This is a genomic window from Paenibacillus sp. FSL L8-0494 (assembly GCF_038003695.1).
Taxonomy (GTDB): domain Bacteria; phylum Bacillota; class Bacilli; order Paenibacillales; family Paenibacillaceae; genus Paenibacillus_AQ; species Paenibacillus_AQ odorifer.
Genome location: NZ_JBBOPQ010000001.1, coordinates 1,789,793 through 1,808,955 on the forward strand (window position 1 = coordinate 1,789,793; position 19,163 = coordinate 1,808,955).

Genomic DNA, 19,163 nt, shown 5'->3' on the forward strand with positions numbered 1-19,163 from the left:
ATGAATACTGGACAACGGGCTGATAGAATAAAAGAAAAGAGCATGAGAGAGGCGCGGAGAAAACATGTTCAAATTCACTTACTATAGACGTATCCAGGTTTCATTTCTTTTGCTGATTTTTATCCCGCTGATTGCAGTATCGATCATTTCCTTCGTGCTCATCCGGGATACGATGGTAGAGAAGCTGCAGCTCAGCAACGATAACTTCCTGAACGTTATGATTGACGAACTAAACAAAACTATTGATGATGTGACGTTCGCTTCCCATTTTATTGTAAACGATACCAATTTCCGCGCTAATCTGAAGTCATTTGCGGATACTGAGCGGCTGAATAGCTATCAGGATTACGTACATTTTACGCAAATTCAAGATGTGTTTTCGCTCATCAACTCTAAGCCGTTGAATAATAATATCCGCATGTATTTGGTCAACCGGAAACACTTTGTGATCTCCTCTGGGACTGAGAATTTATCCGTGATCAATGCCAACCTGGACAAGCTGATGAGCCGTGTCAATATTCACGAACCGGAGACCTTGCAATGGCTTGGGATGGCTGATAGCGGTTCCGGTAAAAGCAGCAGCTATTATATTGCCAGAGTTATCTATGACAGCCGGGAGAAACGGCAGGTGTCCGTGCTGCTTATCTCAATTCCTGAATCCTATTTCAATAAATTGCTCGGACCCGTCGAATTTGGCAAGGTTGCGTTATTTGATTCTGGAGGAGGCTTGATTGCTGGGAACTCTGAGCTGGCTCCAGAAGGCAAGGAAGCAAGAGGAAGCGTTCGTACGGCCAGAGCTATCGACAAATCTAATTGGCAGCTGATCTATGAAGCTTCGGAGAAAGAATGGTCGGGCCAGATCTCGCGGACGTTTTATAGTGGCATTGGCTTGGTACTCCTCTTATTTATTGTCTTTTCGGCTACCTCCATGCTGATTGCCAAAAGATTGCATAGTCCGATCATGAAGCTGCAGCGCGTTGTGCGCCAGTTCGGGATGGGGAATCTTGATGTCAGGCTGGAGGTCAAGGGCAAGGATGAAATCGCTGAGCTGGGGCAGACGTTGAATACTATGCTGGACCAGCTGCAAGGACTAATTCACGACATCGAGCTGGAGCAGGAACAGAAGCGGGTGATGGAGCTGGAGGCGCTGTTTATGCAGATTCGCCCCCACTTTTTGATCAACACGTTGAATTCGATTAAATGTAGCCTTATTTTGGCCAAAGATAAGCTGCATAGCGGGATCATCGATTCATTAATGAGTCTGCTCCGGGCCTATTTGAAGGTCAATGAACCGGCCACCTTGCGGGAAGAATGCAAACTGCTTGGCCATTATATCGATATTATGAAGATCCGTAATGAAATCCCTCTTGAACTGGAGGTCGATCTGGAAAAGGATACAGAGAAGCTCATCGTCCCTAAGCTGATTTTGCAGCCCCTTGTAGAAAATGCAATCGTCCACGGATTGGTTGACCACCCGGCACCGCGTATTGTCGTTCGCTCGCGAACGGTCCCTGATGGGATCATGATTGAAGTTGAAGATAATGGCTGCGGTGCAGGGGCTGAAGTTCTGGCGGGCCTGAACCGCAGGTTACTGTATAAGGACAATGAACAGGATGAAGCTTATCAAAGAGTCGGGTTAATGAACGTAGTTCAAAGGCTGCGGCTGACCTATGGGCAGGATACCCGCTTGTCGCTGCATAATCTGCCGCAGGGTGGGGTGTCCGTTTCTCTGTATTTGCCGCAAGGCAATCATCAGGTTAATCTGTCAGAGAGAGAGGGATATTGATGTATAAAGTGATGCTCATAGACGATGATGTTCCTATGCTCAAAGTGCTTCAGCAGATGATTGACTGGGAGGCACATAGCTTGCAGATTGTCGGCAGCACCTATTCCAGTGCCAAGGCTTTATTAATGTTTGAGGAAGTGCAGCCTGACATTGTGATCACGGATATTGGTTTGCCGCAAAAGAACGGGATTGAGCTAGCCGATTGTTTCACCCGCATGAAGCCGGAGGTCAGAATTATTTTCCTGACCTGTCATGAGGATTTCCATTATGCTCAGCAGGCGGTAAAGCTGAAAGTAGATGATTATTTAATCAAGGACCAGCTTACAGAAGAGCAACTGGAGAAAAGCCTTGCCAAGTCCGTACACTTGCTTAAGTCGAAGATCGGGTTGATCAGCCATGGGGAGACAGGCTACAACAGCCAGCTCTTCCGGCAGAACCTGCTGCAAAGGGTGATTGGCGGTGCTCCGCCCGAAACCACACTGGCTTATGCGGCGCAAATCGGCATATCCTGGACGTATCCGTGGTTTATGCTGGGCACGGTTAGTATTCATTTTTCCAGTTTCGACAAGCGATACAAGCAGAGTGAGTATCCACTTATTTTATATGCTATTTACAATATAGCCTTGGAACTGTCCGAAACATGTGAAGGGATTACGCCTTTCTTGGAGCAAAAGAATATTGTGATTCTATATAATTACCGTGTGAATCTCGCGCAGAATGCCAGTCTTCATTTTCACGATTATTTACAGCGGCTGTGTTCCGAATGCTCCCATCTCTTAAAGATTCAACCGGGCATTATTGCCGTCACAGAGAAAATGGAGCTACAGGCGATTGGCCAGATCCATCGGCAGATTGTTCAGGACAAATGCGAGTTCTATGCAAGTGCGGATTACACGGTTCTGGATACTCTGCAAATCGCTTCTCCACGTTTCCAGCCTGCACCCCAAGGATTTCTGGACAGCTATATCCCGCAGATGGAACGGGCCGTGATTAAAAAAGACCTTGAAGCCATCCGTGGCACTCTACAGGAAATCGCTAGGACTGCAAAAGTTATGTCTATTCATCCTGGCGATTTCGCCCGGGATTTATCCTTTATGCTCCGCGGCATCGAGTTAATGTTTACGAGCCTGATGTTCGATGAGGATCTGTTCGTCTATCTCGTGCAGACCCGCACACTTGAAGATACGATGGAACTGGTGGAAAGAAAGCTTGTACAGATTACAGGCAGCAAACAGCAGGTGACAGGAGCTTCTCCGCAGGAGCCCAAGCTGCAGCTTATCCAGCAGTATATCGACCAGCATCTTGGCGATAATATCACCTCAATTGATATGGCACGTTATCTGTTTCTGGATCCAAGCTATTTTTCGCGTTATTTCAAGCGCATGACTGGCCTGACCTTTACGGACTATGTACATCAGCACAAGATGAAGGTCGCTACCAAAATGCTGAAAATCTCCAGCCAGAACCTGGAGTCGCTGGCCGTCGGCCTGGGATATTCGGACAGAACCTATTTTTCAAAAGTGTTCAAAAAATATGTAGGAACTACGCCAAGCGAATATAAATCCAAACATTCGGTACGCTGAGAAGCACAATTGTTAACGATATGAACAGACCCGCCGCCCCTCTAGGGCGGTTTTTTGTTGTCGGCGGACAAAGGTCAAAATCTTGCACATTCCGGGTCATAATCACTCCTTCTTGCGGAAGGCAGATGTATTACTATAATGACAAATCAAATTGTCGAGGTGATACAACGTGGAGGCTGCAAAACAACCTGTGCCAAAAATTCTGCAAGAGAAGCGGAAATTCTGGACTCCGCAACGGAAAGAGGCTTTAACCGGGTGGCTGTTTTTGGCACCGGAAATTGTCGGGATGCTTTTTCTTAATGTATTTGCGCTTGGATTCTCACTTTATTTGAGCTTCTCGAAATGGGATCTATTGTCGGGAGTCAAAGGAATCGAGTTCATCGGATTGGATAACTATATCAAAATGTTCCATGATCCGAGTATCATTCAAGCTTTGAAGAACAATGCTTTTTATATGATTATGACCGTGCCGATACCGATTGCGATTGCGCTGGTGCTCGCGGCATTGATTCAAAACAGTGTGTTCCTCAAAAATTATTTTAAAGTGGCTTTCTTTATTCCTTATATTTCTTCAATTATTGCGATAGCTGCCGTATGGAGTGCATTGTTCCATCCGTCTCTTGGACCGATCAATCAGTTGCTGATGGAGTTTGGAATTTCCAGCCCTCCGAAATGGCTAGTTGATCCAAAGACCTCACTGTTATCCATTGCCATTATCAGTTCTTGGGCAAGTCTTGGCTACACCATTATTATCTATATGGCTGGCTTGACGAATATTTCCGATGAAATCTACGAAGCCGCCGAAATAGATGGCGCCAGCGCGCTGAAAAAATTCTTTGCCATCACAGTTCCGATGCTGCGTCCGACCACATTTTTCCTGCTTATTACCATGCTAATTGGCTCGTTTAAGGTGTTCGACATCATCGCCTTTTTGACCGAAGGCGGTCCGAATAATTCTTCTACCGTGCTTGTGTTCAGGATCTATGAGGAAGGGTTCAAATACTACAACATGGGCTACGCTTCTGCAATTTCCTGGCTGCTATTCGCTGTTATCGGCTTGATTACCGCGGCCACGTGGAAAATGAGAAATGAAGAATAAAGGGGGGAGATTAACATGCAACTGATTAGAAAAAATATGTCCAGAGTGATCACTACCTGCATCATGGGGGCTTTGTCCATTGTATTTCTTATTCCGCTGATCTGGATGATTTCCGCAGCCTTCAAATATGAAAAAGATGTAATGCGCTTCCCGATCCAATGGATTCCCGAGAAGATCAATGTAGCGTATAATTTCAAGATGGTTTGGATGGGACGGGTACCTTTCTCCCATTTCTATTTAAACTCCTTTAAAGTTGCGATTATTACAACCTGCATCACACTGATCATTTCATCTATGTCGGCGTACGCCTTGACCAAAATCAAGTTTAAAGGACGGAATATGGTCTTTCTGGCGCTGCTGTCGTTCATGATTATTCCTGACCAGGCCACGCTGATTCCGCGTTTTCTACTGATTCGTTGGTTCGGCCTCTATGATACTCATGCTGCTATCGTACTAATGAGTATGTTCTCCATCTACTTCACGTTCTTGTTGCGGCAATTTATGATTGGTATCAGCGACGAATATATTGAAGCGGCGCGAATTGATGGTGCAGGCCATTTGCGGATATTCTGGTCTATCATTGTTCCGCTCTGCAAGCCGGTGCTCGCTACCGTGGCGATCATCAAATTTATCTGGACCTGGAATGACTACCAGAATCCGCTGATCTTCTTGCTAAACAAGAATTTGTACACTATCCCACTCGGTATGACACTGTTCCGGGACGATTATTCGAACAACTATGCGATTATGATGACGGCAGCCGTTTCGGCGATCATCCCATTGGTCATCGTGTTCATTGCCCTGCAAAAGCAAGTCATTAACGGAATCTCCTTGGGGGGCGTAAAGGGCTGACTTGCGGGTATGCAAAAGAGGGTAAAAGTCAAAAATGTGATCCTACTACAGCAAAATTGTGCACTTGGCTTGTACAGCGGGTGCCTATAATAAGAAATGAACAAGGCACTATACTTAAATTTCAGTGCGGGGGGAAGTAAAATGAAAACAAAGGGCAAAAAAAGATTATCCGTTGTACTAGGCTCCATGCTGGCGGTTTCCTTAACGTTAAGCGCCTGTGGAAATTCCGGAAATTCAGAGAAGAATGGCGGTGCTGAAGCCAGTACGAATGCCGGGAACACCAAGGTGGACAAGCAAGTCGCCATCAAATATTACAACTGGGACAATGAAGCCCAATCAGCAGGCACGGATGCCATGCTGCAGGAATTTATGGATCAGAACCCAAATATCAAGGTAGAGCATGTGACACTCGTTCCCGGTGATTCTGTGGAGATGCTGAAGAAACTCGACTTCCTGATTTCATCCGGCGAAGCGATTGACGTTGTTCAGGTACCAAGCCTTGGAGGCGTACTTGAACGGGCGACCCGGGGAGCACTTGCCCCGCTGAATGAATTCTATGAGAAGGATAACCTCGTTCCTGAGGATGAATATTATGTGAATGCTAAGGTAGACAACAACTATTATGGGATGCAATATACCAAGAGCAGCAACTATGTAATGCTGAACAAAGATGCACTGGATGAAGCTGGTCTGCCTGTACCTACTTTTGGCTGGACATGGGATGACTACCGCGATTATGCCAAAAAACTGACCAAAGGTGAAGGCGTAGACAAACGTTACGGCACATACTTCCACACCTGGGAGTTGTATATGAACGCTCCGGCCCAAACGATGATGAAAGATCCATTCGTGTATGATGACGGGACGACCATTTTCGCGGATCCAACCTATAAATACTTCTTCCAGCTGCGCAAAGATATGGAGTCTGCTGATAAATCTGCGAAAACTTATGCAGACGCTTTAGCGGCTAAGCTCAATTACCGCACGGAATTCTTTAATGAAGAAGCCGCTATGATTCTGGCTGGTAACTGGACGATTGCTGATCCGGGCAATACTGAGCAGTATCCGCATGATTTCAAGACAGCTTTTGCTCCGGTACCGGTGCCTCCGGCAGGATCGGAACCGAAAGAATACGAGGGCAAATACTTCACCAGCGGCAATATGCTGGCGATGGGCGCAACTTCGAAGAACAAAGAGGCGTCTTTCCAACTGATGAGATTTATGTCAACGGCTGTTAGTGATAACAGACTGGAATTCTCCGGTTATAAAAAAGCGGATAATGAAGCCTTGCTGACCAAACTGGTAGCTGGCAAAGAGGATATGTATGATATGGATTCACTCAAATATACACTCTTTGACAGTGCAATTCAGTTCCTTGATGGCGCGCAGGTGATGACGACTGCAACGTCCGAATTGACCAAAATAATCGATGACGGCTTCAGCAGATTTATGCTTGGAAATGAATCGATTGATAAGGTGCAGCAATGGATGGTTGATGAAGCAACAAAAATTATCAACGAAAAAGGTGTTATCAAATAAATAGGGAATAAGCAAGTATCACAAGTTGTGGACGGGGCTTTGGAAGGTCATCAACTGGCTTTCCAAAGCCTTATTTATATATTGGGCCTACACAAACATATGGGAGAGTGTAGAAATGATGGAAAGCAGATTTTCACAGAACAAGCCGGAAGAGCAACTGGCGCTGCCTTCTAGGGAACAGCTGGAGTGGCAGGACCTGGAGCTGGGGATGTTTTGCCATTTTGGCATCAATACGTTTTGCGATCAGGAGTGGGGAGAAGGCAATGATTCACCTGCGGTCTTCAATCCGCTTCATTTGGATGCCCACCAATGGGTTAGTACAGCCAAAGAAGCTGGATTCCGTTATTTTATACTGACAGCTAAACATCATGATGGCTTCTGCTTGTGGCCGACTGCGACAAGTACTTATTCTGTGGCTTCTAGCCCATGGAAAGAAGGGCGCGGCGATGTCGTCAAGGAATGCGCGGAGGCTTGCCGTGAACTTGGAGTTGGCTTCGGCATTTATTTGTCTCCGTGGGACAGACATGAGCCCTGTTATGCAGATCCGCAAGCGTACGATGATTTCTATGCCCTGCAATTACAAGAGTTGCTTACGGGCTATGGTCCGCTTACGGAAATTTGGTTCGACGGCGCAGGGTCGGAGGGTCGCAATTACGATTGGCAGCGGATTATGGATCTGATCAAGCTCCACCAGCCAGGCGCCATGGTGTTTAATATGGGGGCACCAACGATCCGCTGGGTTGGCAATGAGGATGGCGTTGCTCCTTATCCATGCTGGAACACTGCAAATTCTGCGCGGGGTAGCATGTTCAGTGAAGCTTCATTGAACTGGCTTCCCGGAACGCCGAGCTGGGTGCCTGCGGAATGCGATGTGCCCATCCGTAAAGACCGCTGGTTCTGGCATCCTGAGGAGGAGCATCTGCTGCTGTCTCTGGAGCAGCTAATGGATATTTATTATCGTTCGGTTGGACATGGGGCAACTTTGCTGCTCAATGTAGCCCCTGACAACCGCGGGCTGTTTCCGGAGGCTGATGTGCAGCGGCTGCTGGAATTCGGCAAGGAGATAAGACGCAGATTTGACAAGGCTCTGGCGGTAACAGCAGGTACTGGAGATATTGTTGAACTGGAATTGCCAGCAGCTACTGTGATTGATCATGCCGAGATTATGGAGGATATCGCTTACGGCGAAAGAGTAGAAGGATATATGCTGGAAGCGTACAGCAACGGAGCGTGGCTGGAGTTGAAGCGTGGCAGTTCGATTGGCCATAAGAAAATCGACGCCTTCCCTCCGGTTGTCGCAGAGAAAATCCGCTTACGGGTGTCAGAAGCTGCCGCAAGCCCCAAGATTAGACGGCTTGCCGTCTACCACTGCGGGGAATCGTTAGAATAAATATTAATAAAGGAGGTTGTCGATAATGAGCCTGCTCACCTGGAACGACGGACACTATTTGCTGGACGGACAGCCTTATCGTATCGTATCAGGAGCCATTCATTATTTTCGGGTTGTGCCTGAATATTGGAAAGACCGGCTGCTGAAATTGAAAGCCTGTGGATTCAATACCGTGGAGACCTACATCGCCTGGAATATACATGAACCTAAAGAAGGGCAGTTCGTATTTGATGGCATGGCCGATGTGGTATCTTTTATCGAACTGGCTGGTGAACTTGGGCTTCATGTTATTGTCAGACCGAGTCCATTCATCTGTGCAGAGTGGGAGTTCGGAGGCCTGCCGGGCTGGTTGCTAGCTTACGGGGAACTCCAGCTTCGCTGCTGTGACCCTCTTTATTTAAGCAAGGTAGACCGTTATTACGATGAGCTAATGCCTCGGCTGGTTCCGCTGCTCTCCACACATGGCGGACCAATTCTGGCCGTTCAGGTAGAAAATGAATATGGCAGCTATGGTAATGACAGTGGCTACCTGGGCTATATGCGTGATGGACTGGTCAGCAGAGGGATCGATGTGCTGCTATTTACTTCCGACGGGCCAACCGATGAGATGTTGCTCGGCGGAACACTGGAGGATGTGCATGCGACAGTCAATTTCGGCTCCAGTACAGAGGAATCCTTCCGCAAATATCGGGAATACCGCTCTGAAGAGCCGCTTATGGTGATGGAATACTGGAACGGCTGGTTTGATCACTGGATGGAGGATCATCATGTACGCGATGCCGGGGATGTAGCAGGTGTTCTGGATGAGATTCTGACACAGGGCTCCTCATTTAATATGTACATGTTCCATGGTGGAACCAATTTTGGTTTCTATAATGGTGCGAATCATATCGTCACCTACGAGCCAACGACTACAAGCTATGACTATGATGCCCCGCTCACGGAATGGGGAGATACGACGGAGAAATTTGAAGCTGTCCGGTCGGTACTCAGCAACCATGGATTTGCCCCGACTTGTCCACTCCCTGAGCCGATTCCGAAGATTTCTTACGGGAAAGTCGCTTTGACGGAAAGAGCGGAACTATTCACAGCTTCCAATCTGGAGAAGTTATCAGAGACGGTGAACAGCGTGTGTGTACAGCCGATGGAGAAGCTCGGACAATCCTATGGTTTTATATTGTACAGCACTTATGTGAAAGGGCCGCGCTCTAGACAGAAACTCTACATCGAGGGCGTGCGCGATCGGGCGCAGGTCTTCCTGGATGGACAGGTGCTTGGGGTGATTGAGCGCTGGAATCCGCTGCCACTGGAACTTTCCATCCCCGCTGGGGGAGCGCAGCTGGATATCCTCGTCGAGAACATGGGACGAATCAATTACGGGCCGCTCATTCGCGATCCGAAAGGGATTCTGGACGGGGTTCGGATTGATAACCAGCTGCAATATAACTGGACGATTCGTACTTTGCCGTTGGAACAGGAACAGCTGGATTCACTAGCGTACAAGAAGCACCCGGTGGAGAAGCAGCAAACTGCGACCCTTTCGGGTCTGCCCGGATTCTACCGGGGGAGCTTCGAGGCGGAGGAGATTGGCGATACCTTTCTACGATTCGATGGATGGAATAAAGGGGTCGCCTGGATCAATGGTTTTAATCTGGGCCGCTACTGGAACGCAGGGCCGCAACGCGCCCTATATATCCCGGGCCCATTGCTGCGCAAGGGGCGCAATGAACTTGTTCTTTTGGAGCTGCATGGCCGTGCGGAGACTTGCGAGATTGAGCTTGTGAACCTTCCTGATCTGGGAAGAACTTCGGCCGTCGATGACGCCGTGTTGAATTTTGTGCAGGATGATAACTTGTAGATTCGCAGCTAGGGCTTTGGGGCGGTTCTTTAGAACCCTTCCAGAGCCTTTTTGACGTCTATAAAAATCTCCGGGGCACGTTTCATTTCACCTTGGTATGTGAATAATGGGGGATTGAATAGGAAGGGAGCATTAGAGATGCAGGTGTATATGGACATTGTGCTTAGGGCCTTTGTTGCTATGATCATGCTTTTGCTGATCGCCAAAATATTGGGAAAACAAACGTTATCTAACTTGACCTTCCACGATTTCGTGACGGGTATTATATTGGGCTCAATAGCCGCGAACTTGGCGTTTAATAAACAGCTGCATTCTTCCTACATGATCCTGGCGCTTATAGTCGTTACCGTTACATCTTTTTTACTATCTATCATCGCTTTAAAAAGTCGTAAAATGAGAAGCTGGATTTCAGGTTCACCCACTGTACTTATTGAGGATGGGAAAATTCTTGAGCAAAATATGAAAAAGGTAAGGTATTCGTTGGACTCTTTGGATCAGGCATTGAGAGAAAAGGAAATTTTTAATCTAGAGGTAGTAGAATACGCTGTGCTGGAAGATAACGGAATGGTATCTGTATTAAAGAAACAAGAGTACCAATATGTTACCCGAAAAGATCTAAAGCTGTTGTCCGTTCCTCAGAGCTTTCCCGTTGAATTGATTATGGATGGAATAATGCTCGCAGATAATCTTAAGGATAATGGCCTGACCCAAGAGTGGCTGGAGAACGAGTTAAGACGTAAGGGAAAACAAATTTCTGATGTGTTTTACGGGGTAAGAGGAACGCAGCAGCAGCTCATTTTTGACTATTATGAAGACGGGATAAAGAAACCTATTGATAAAGAATAGCTTTTATTCATATTGGAGATTGACGGATGCCTAAGCAGCGTCTTATAATGTTTATATAATTATTAATTAGTTAATAAAAATATAAACGTTTAGAGGCGGTATTTAACCATGGCAGAACGTGCGATCCTTAATACTGACATTCGCAAAGGGACGATTAACAGAAATATTTACGGACATTTTTCTGAGCATCTAGGCCGTTGTATTTATGAAGGGATTTGGGTTGGAGAAGATTCAACTATTCCTAACACCAACGGCATTCGTAATGATGTCGTGAAAGCGCTTAAGGAAATTAAAATTCCTGTGCTTCGCTGGCCAGGCGGCTGTTTCGCGGATGAATATCACTGGAAAGATGGTATCGGAGCCCGTGAAGGTCGTAAACGTATGATCAACACTCACTGGGGCGGAACGGTTGAGAACAACCATTTTGGTACACATGAATTCATGGAATTATGTGAGATGCTGGAATGTGAGCCTTACATTAACGGTAATGTGGGCAGTGGTACCGTTCAAGAGATGTCCGAATGGGTGGAGTATTTAACCTTTGGAGGCGTATCTCCAATGTCCGAGCTTCGCCAGCAGAATGGCCATCAAGAGCCTTGGGCTGTGACTTATTTTGGCGTGGGGAATGAGAACTGGGGCTGCGGCGGGAATATGCGTCCAGAATATTATGCAGATCTTTATCGCCAATATCAGACGTATGTACGTAATTACGGGGACAATCGTATTCACCGGATTGCTTGTGGTCCTAACGTGGATGATTATCACTGGATGGAGGTTCTGATGCGTGAGGCAACACGCTTTATGGACTCGATTACCCTGCATTATTATACAATCCCTGGTCCAGCATGGGAGAATAAAGGTGCAGCTACAGGCTTTGAAACGAGTGAATGGTTTAGTACATTAGAGAAAGCCCTTCGCATGGATGAGCTGATCACCAGACATGGCGTTATTATGGATAAATATGATCCGGATAAAAGAGTAGGTCTTATCGTAGATGAGTGGGGAACTTGGTATGATGTAGAGCCGGGAACAAATCCAGGATTCCTGTATCAACAAAATTCAATTCGGGATGCTCTTGTAGCAGGCGTGACCTTGAATATTTTCCATAAACATAGTGACCGGGTACGGATGGCAAATATTGCGCAGACGATTAACGTACTTCAGGCAGTTATATTGACCGAAGGGGAAAAGATGGTGCTGACTCCTACGTATCATGTGTTCAATATGTTTAAAGTCCATCAGGATGCGGAGTTGCTGGATTTGGCACTGGAAAGTGGCACTTACAGCTTTGAAGGCCGTGAGATTCCTGAAGTATCTGCTTCGGCTTCCGTAACTGCTTCTGGAATCATTCATGTCAGCCTTTGCAACTTGAACCATGCAGCTTCTGCTACTGTACCACTCGAGCTTCGTGGTCTTTCCGGGAAGAAGGTTGAAGTGACAGGCACAACACTTGCCGGTGACAAAATTGATGCTCACAATACCTTCAGCCAACCGGAGGCAGTAGTGCCGCAAGCCTTCACTGCCTTTACTCTGGAGGGCGATCTTCTTAATGTTGAACTGCCTCCAATGTCAGTAACTGTGCTGGAGATTACGCCGAAGGCTTAAGGTGGTGTTACCATGTCAACAACATCAACATGCAAGGGATGCAGAGAGGATTATAAAGTTACGCCAACGCAGATTAATCGTATCTTGTCTTCTTCCATGTTTAAGCCAGAGTTTTGTGTTCCAGATGAAGTTTACGCTGAACGGGTTGCCCTTTGTGGGACTTGCCCTAAGCTGCACGAAGGGGTAACTTGCGTCGCTTGCGGTTGCATCATCCCCGTAGTAGCCAAGCTTAAGGAACGTAGTTGTCCATTACCCGGGGGGGGCTTGTGGGGCCCCTTTATCGAAAAGAATTAAGCTAAAATAAGAGCCGCATTCGACTCTCCAATGGGAGGTGAATGCGGCTTTATTCTTGGTTATCCGTATAGAACAATTCAACGATTAGATCTTCATTGTAATTTCCAAAACCTTTGCCAAAAAGAGTAATCCCGCCAATATGCTCGGCATCTTCATCTACGGAAAGCTTGAAAGACCACTGTTTGTCACGGATATTCACTTGATCAAGGGTAACTTCTGAGAGCTTCAAACCATCCATAAATGTACCTTTTGCTGTAATGCGCAGCTGCTTGAGCAAGCCGTATTGGTTCGTGAGTGCTGGCCACCAGGCCGGTGTATATTTACCACGGCTATCCCCGTAGTCACCGGGACTTGTCCAGAATCCAAGCTTCACTCCGTTCAGAGTGAATGTGATATCCGAAGGCCAATTATTATTAATGGAAGGTGCTTCGGAAGCAATTTCCATGGTTATAATCAGTTCCTCAGGATGTTGGCTGGAGAGTAGGAAATTAGGGATTTTATATTCGATAAATCCTCTGCCGAACCAAAGAATCCCCGCATTCATACGCTCAAGATCCCAGAAATAGCGGGGATCATCAAAACTGCCGATCACTTTCTCAGTAGTTGCAAGACCACAGGTTGGCTCGATCAGGAAGTCGGAATAATGTCCAACCGGAATTTCCTTACGATAACTTTTGCGCTCATTGATTTGTCTGCCTGGAAAGGTGATTTCTGCTCCTTCAGCAGCTAGAGTACAGATCTTTTGCAGACCACTTCGACCAGGTGCCATATGCGTCTGGATCAGGCCGGCAGCTTCCAGCTTACGCACATGCATAGTCATAATTGCGCTGCTCAAATTTACTGCTGCGGCCAATTCCTTAACATTCATAGGATTTTCGGCAAGCAAACGCAACATGTGTAGGCGTACTGAGCTGGCTAAAGCTTCATAGACGGGAAGGGATTCTTCCGACAGGTCAAGTTTCATAAATGGCCTCCAATTAAAATTTATGGGCTAATCGCCGATGATTAAGAAATTTATTAATAACAATATAAAAATCGACGTTTATCTCGGACGTATAGTTAATGATTATATTAGTTAAATACTTTTTTTACAATATGGGACTTTAAAAAAAGAACGGAGCCTGTGGCTCCGCTCTCTCTTTTCAAATCAAGTCTTGCTTAATCTACGTTCGAGCTATACTCTGCCTGTACTTCATCTGATTTGAGCGCTCTGCTGTAAATCTTCAGTTCATCAATCATACCCTTAAATGGTGCATCCCAATAGTTGACGCCTAGAGCGAAAACGCCATTCTTATTCTTAAAGACATTCGGGAAGCCCTCACCAGAGAACTGCTCTACTCCGTTGAGGTAAACTTTTACGGTTCCATTGCTGACCGTAAACGCAACATGTGTCCATGTATTTACTGGAATCTTCATGGCAGAAATAGCATCATACCAAGCTTCTCCGGACCATAACAACGTTTTACCGCCACCGTTCTGAGGAACGAAGCTAATCCAGCTATTTTTAGTGGCAGCGCCGAAGAAAGTAGTTGTTGCATCTGTCAGTTGTTCAGGGTTTAGCCACATAGATACGGTGTAGGTATTGCTGTCAATTAATCCATCAGGCAAACGGATACCGGAGGTACCGTTGAATATTGCAGCTTGACCGAGGACACCGTTACCGTATGTGATATTGCCTACTGTTGGGCTATCTACTTTTGCTCCTGTAACTTCGCCTTTTCCGTTCAATTGGAAGGAGTCATCCAGGTCGCCATCAAAAGCATAATGAGCTACTTTTCCATCAGTTACATTTACTGTGTAGCTGGCTGAAACTTCGCTTCCATCAGTCGCTGTTGCAGTAATTACAGCTTGGCCACCGACAGTTAGTGCTGTTACTATTCCGCTCGCTGCGTCAACAGCCACTACGCTGGAATCGCTAGAGCTCCAAGTTAGCGCCTTATTTCCGGCATTGGTCGGAAGCACACTTACTTGAGGGGTGAAAGTATTTCCTACAGCTACTGATTTAACAGCTTCACTGAATGAAATATTACTTACTTTGATGTTCGTATCAGGCTCACCGTTTACAAGCCAGCCAACAGCTTCCGCAGACAATGCTCTATCATACACGCGGAATTTATCAACCAAACCTTTGTAGGGTGCATCCCAATAGTTCACACCAAGAGCAAATACGCCGTCTTCTGTATCAAAAATATCTGTGAATCCTTTTCCGGAGGATTTCAATACACCATTTACATACATATTGACTGTTCCAGCATTGTAAGTGAAGGCTACATGCGTCCACTGGTTAACTGGAATTTGTAAGCCTGTATCAGCATCCAGCCAAGTCTCGCTACCGAACCAGAGTCTAGTGGTTGCTCCACCGTTTCCATAAGGCAGGAGACTGAACCAGTTCGTTTCGGTTTTAGCACCGAAGAATACAGGAGTAAAAGCTTTTAATTCGGATGGATTCAGCCACATCCCTACCGAGTATGCGCTACTTTGAATTAATCCGTCAGGTAGACGAACACCGGATTTGCCATCAAACTTGGCTGCCTGACCGTCTTTACCAGCCTCAAAAGTGATGTCTCCATCCTCAGTGTTGTTGATCAGATTTCCGGTGACTATGCCGTCAGCTGTACGATCACCATTTTCTGCAAGGTCGCCATCAAAGTCAAAGGCAGCTACTAAGCCGTCTTCCAGTTGCGTGCTCTTTTTTTCCATAACAACGGCGGTGAAGGTTTTAGTTACTGCGACTTCGCCCAGCTTAATTGTAGCAGTCAGTTCAACTGTAGCGTTTCCAAGTCCAAGTTCAGGACGAGTAACTTTACCATTGTTACCAATTACGGCCTCATTGGAAGAGGACCATGAAATTTCTGCTCCGCGCAAGCCTTCCGTAGGGAGGGTGATGTCATCGTATATTTTTCTTGTGTCACCAATACTCAAGCCTGCAGCAATATTGTTCAAAATCTGCTCAACGCTCATCGATTCCATCTGGCTGCCCCAGATAGTGATTCCTTGATCTGACATTGCGGTGAACGTCATAACATGCTGTTGGCGTGAGGAATCCCATTGCTTCACAAATACACCTTTGTAGAGATGTTGTACGGTGTTTCCATTTTCCGTTTCGTTAATAAGCAAATGAGCGAAGTACTCATCCTTCAATTCCCAAGTTCCGGTTAACGATCCAGCGATCGTTCCGTCACTTTTCAGCTCGATATCTACTGTGGGTTTGATGATGCCTGAAACATCTTTGCCGTGGTTAACGAACTGATAAGAGCCGACAACATTATCCCGTGCTACAGCCCCAATAGTTTCACCCGTGTAACGATGTACGGCAGTTACTGGCCAGCCATCTTCGTTAGTGAACATTTGATGCACACGAAGTTCATGTGTTTCACCACGGAGTGGGAAACGAGTGTGGAAGAAGTTAAATATTTTACCCGTTTCATCATCATATTGTATCGAGTTATGTCCTGAGGACACATAACCATACGTTTGGAAATTCGGGTCTGCATTTTGATTTGTAAACATGAAGTTTCCTAATAGCTTATTACCATATGGTGTGTTGTCACCATCGGTAGTTAGAACAGCATTCTGTCCTGCTGCATCCGTATAAGGGCCGTCCGGATTTGTTGAACGGAACTGCCGCATGCTGTAACCGCCTTTGGAGTCAAGTCCACCGTAAGTTACATACAAGAAGTAGTAACCAGTATCCTTGTCGTAAACGATATACGGACCTTCACCCGATTTGGTCATTCCGCCAGAAATATGGGTTCCGAAATAGCGGTCGATAAGACGTCCATCAGCGGTCTTTCCATCTTTGCCTGGATATTTAGGTTCTCCGGTAGCTGGATCAATCTCCAGAATGAATATACCACCTGACCATGAACCATAAGTCATCCAAAGCTTGTTGTCTTTGTCGTAGAAAATAGTTGGGTCAATTGCATTTGTATAGGTTTTGTTTTGGTACAAACCACCTGCATTAAACCAATCTGGATTGACACCTTCCAGCGTTCCATTGCCGATAAGGTCCTTGATATTTGTATTGTCCCATTTCTTATTTACTTTACTGTCACTGTCATAAGCCTCTTCCTTGGTGAAACCGGAATAAATTACGGTATTTCCATAAGTATAAGGCCCTTCGATATTTTGCGAAGTGGCGTAGCCAATCGCTGAACGGATATAAGTAGAAGAAGCGCTGTAATACATCATATAAGCGCCAGTTGTTCCATCAGCGTTCTTATAATCGTTATTCCAGAATACGTCCGGTGCCCAGATGGAGAATCCGCCTTTACTGTCCGAATCGTTCTCGCCAGCCCATTTAAAGGATTCTGCCAGATTCTTGGACAGATCACCAAAAATCACGTTGCCCGGTGTTGTATAACCATTAGTGAACTGTGTCCAGTTCATCAGATCATCTGATTTGGCCGCATCGATATGGGAGCCAAATACATAATAAGTTCCATTATCCACTACCACCGATGGATCATGTACCGAGACATTGGTGAGTGCTGGTGCAGTTGCTCCCGGACTAGGTGTAGCCGTCGGACTAGGCGTAGCCGTCGGATTTGGTGTAGCCGTCGGATTTGGTGTAGCTGTTGGATTTGGTGTAGCTGTTGGATTTGGTGTAGCCGTTGGATCTGGTGTAGCAGTTGGAGCCGGAGTAGCTGTAACTTCCGGAGCTGATGTAGCAACAGAACCGCCGTTAGATCCACCAGTACCAGTGGTTGCCGTAGCCGTTGGAGTTGGTGTTTCAAAATGGATTAGCTGACTGTACTTGCTATCAAAGATAACCTTACCCGTGCCTTGGATGGTTAGGATATCGTTGAAACCAAGGATTAGATTCTTGATTTCCGTACCTGCCTCTACACGCAGCTTGGCCTTTTGCTTCAGTGTAACTTCAGCAATACTGCCTGCTGTCAGATGTAGTGTAGGCTCTCCCAACGCTTGAAGCTCAACGGAATCAAAGCTTCCTTTCAGCTTGAGGATGGAATCCTTAGGCAGCGTATTCTCAACAATAACCCGGCTGAAACCTGCCCCCGTTAATGCATCTTCCTCTAGTATTGCACCGGAATGTACGCGTACGTTTGGTACAGCACTTGTGCCTCTAGTAACGACGCGCAGCTTGCCGTTATGCTTATCTACTACCATTTCACCAGCATTGGAGTCGCTTAGTACGACACTGTTCTCACCGCCACCGGCAACGAATACTTTTCCCTTAACAGTGACATTATTCAGTGTGATATCGCCCTCAGCAATACCTTCGGTAAGGTAGAGATTCCCTGAGATTGTGGAGTTTTTCAACTCTACGCCTGGGCTGCTGATAACCATATTCCGAGTGTTAATCCCCGAATAGCTTCCGCTCTTAGGTGTGATTTCTCCGCCCAGCTTCTCAATCATGCGCAGTGCTTCCGCTCTTGTTACAGCCTGAGTTCCTTTAAAGCTGCCGTCAGTGTAGCCTTGCAGATAACCTTCACCAAGTAAAGACAATACTGCTTCTTGGCTCCATTCTGGCAAATCAGCAGCATCCTTTGGTGCAGAAGTGCCAACAGATGAGTTGAGTTGGAACAGTCTGTATAACATTACTGCAGCTTCTTGACGACTTACTTGCTGTGCGGGTCGGAAGGTGCCATCGCTGTATCCTGTCACATATCCTGCAGCGGTTGCTTTTTGGATATCGCTGTAGTAAGTACCTGTCGTGGAAACATCCGTGAAGCCAATTTCGGCTTTTTCCTGCAAATTAAAGACCCGATTAACCAGAGTAACCCACTCTGCACGGTTGATTTCTTGATTTGGCTTATATATTCCGTTTCCGTAACCCAGAATCAAGCCCTTATCTACCCAAGATTGAAAATCCTTCTGTGCCCAGTGGCCGGAATAATCGGCGATTTGTTGCTGAGTGGATAATGCGGCTGATTTGGAATCGCTTGCAGAAGCTGCAGAAATTAATGGAGCAGGCACTAATAGAGTGAGTGCAAGCAGGGAAGCGGTTAGTTTACCAGTAGTTTTTCTCAAATGTATGATCCTCCGATTCTAGTGATGTAGAGCTTGTACACGCGTATTTTTCCAATTCCTCCCTTCTTTACTGAAAAAAATGTAAAACGCTTACATAAATAGCTACTAAAAAAACGCTTTCGTATATGAAAATGGTTTTAATTTATGTATTACTAAACCATAACAAGGAAAACGTTTTATAATGCTCTCATTTTAAGCATGATATCAGCAAATAGTCAAATAGAAATTTATAAATCCGTGAATCTTTTTATATTTTTATAAATTATAAATTCAAAATAGAGGAAAATGATTTAACTACTGGTGATTAATGCTGAAGT

12 protein-coding genes are annotated in these 19,163 nt (G+C 46.1%); 10 read left to right on the forward strand and 2 right to left on the reverse strand.

Annotated elements, in window-relative coordinates; translation table 11 throughout:
* The first annotated feature begins 64 nt into the window (after positions 1 to 64).
* The 10 genes from NYE35_RS07960 to NYE35_RS08005 all read left to right on the forward strand — a co-directional run bounded on the left by NYE35_RS07960 (position 65) and on the right by NYE35_RS08005 (position 12,852).
* Positions 65 to 1,786, forward strand: coding sequence for a sensor histidine kinase (locus NYE35_RS07960; RefSeq protein ID WP_076141357.1), 1,722 nt, complete (start codon positions 65 to 67; stop codon positions 1,784 to 1,786).
* Positions 1,786 to 3,369, forward strand: a complete 1,584-nt coding sequence (locus NYE35_RS07965) for a response regulator transcription factor (protein WP_036675653.1) — start codon at positions 1,786 to 1,788, stop codon at positions 3,367 to 3,369. The genes NYE35_RS07960 and NYE35_RS07965 overlap by 1 nt, the downstream gene beginning before the upstream one ends.
* 169 nt (positions 3,370 to 3,538) lie before the next feature.
* Positions 3,539 to 4,468: a carbohydrate ABC transporter permease gene (locus NYE35_RS07970; protein WP_051490863.1), complete on the forward strand. Its 930-nt coding sequence runs from the start codon at positions 3,539 to 3,541 to the stop codon at positions 4,466 to 4,468.
* A gap of 15 nt (positions 4,469 to 4,483) precedes the next feature.
* Positions 4,484 to 5,320: a carbohydrate ABC transporter permease gene (locus NYE35_RS07975; RefSeq protein ID WP_036675652.1), complete on the forward strand. Its 837-nt coding sequence runs from the start codon at positions 4,484 to 4,486 to the stop codon at positions 5,318 to 5,320.
* A gap of 141 nt (positions 5,321 to 5,461) precedes the next feature.
* Positions 5,462 to 6,859 carry an ABC transporter substrate-binding protein gene (locus NYE35_RS07980; protein ID WP_076100552.1) on the forward strand — a complete coding sequence of 466 codons (1,398 nt, stop codon included), beginning with the start codon at positions 5,462 to 5,464 and terminating at the stop codon, positions 6,857 to 6,859.
* 115 nt (positions 6,860 to 6,974) lie between these two features.
* Positions 6,975 to 8,249 carry an alpha-L-fucosidase gene (locus tag NYE35_RS07985; RefSeq protein WP_341120615.1) on the forward strand — a complete coding sequence of 425 codons (1,275 nt, stop codon included), beginning with the start codon at positions 6,975 to 6,977 and terminating at the stop codon, positions 8,247 to 8,249.
* A 25-nt stretch (positions 8,250 to 8,274) separates the two neighbouring features.
* Positions 8,275 to 10,107, forward strand: coding sequence for a glycoside hydrolase family 35 protein (locus NYE35_RS07990; protein ID WP_341120617.1), 1,833 nt, complete (start codon positions 8,275 to 8,277; stop codon positions 10,105 to 10,107).
* A 138-nt stretch (positions 10,108 to 10,245) separates the two neighbouring features.
* On the forward strand, positions 10,246 to 10,953 hold the full coding sequence (locus NYE35_RS07995) for a DUF421 domain-containing protein (RefSeq protein WP_076126261.1): 708 nt from the start codon (positions 10,246 to 10,248) through the stop codon (positions 10,951 to 10,953).
* 108 nt (positions 10,954 to 11,061) lie between these two features.
* Positions 11,062 to 12,558, forward strand: coding sequence for an alpha-N-arabinofuranosidase (locus tag NYE35_RS08000; RefSeq protein WP_038569495.1), 1,497 nt, complete (start codon positions 11,062 to 11,064; stop codon positions 12,556 to 12,558).
* 12 nt (positions 12,559 to 12,570) lie between these two features.
* The gene (locus NYE35_RS08005) at positions 12,571 to 12,852 is read left to right on the forward strand and encodes a DUF6171 family protein (protein WP_076100542.1); all 282 of its coding nucleotides are present in this window, start codon (positions 12,571 to 12,573) and stop codon (positions 12,850 to 12,852) included.
* A 49-nt stretch (positions 12,853 to 12,901) separates the two neighbouring features.
* Here the strand turns inward: NYE35_RS08005 and NYE35_RS08010 are convergent, their stop codons facing one another.
* Both NYE35_RS08010 and NYE35_RS08015 read right to left on the reverse strand, forming a co-directional pair.
* On the reverse strand, positions 12,902 to 13,816 hold the full coding sequence (locus NYE35_RS08010; protein WP_036675646.1) for an ArsR/SmtB family transcription factor: 915 nt from the start codon (positions 13,814 to 13,816) through the stop codon (positions 12,902 to 12,904).
* 194 nt (positions 13,817 to 14,010) lie between these two features.
* On the reverse strand, positions 14,011 to 18,846 hold the full coding sequence (locus NYE35_RS08015; RefSeq protein ID WP_341120620.1) for a LamG-like jellyroll fold domain-containing protein: 4,836 nt from the start codon (positions 18,844 to 18,846) through the stop codon (positions 14,011 to 14,013).
* Positions 18,847 to 19,163 lie beyond the last annotated feature (317 nt).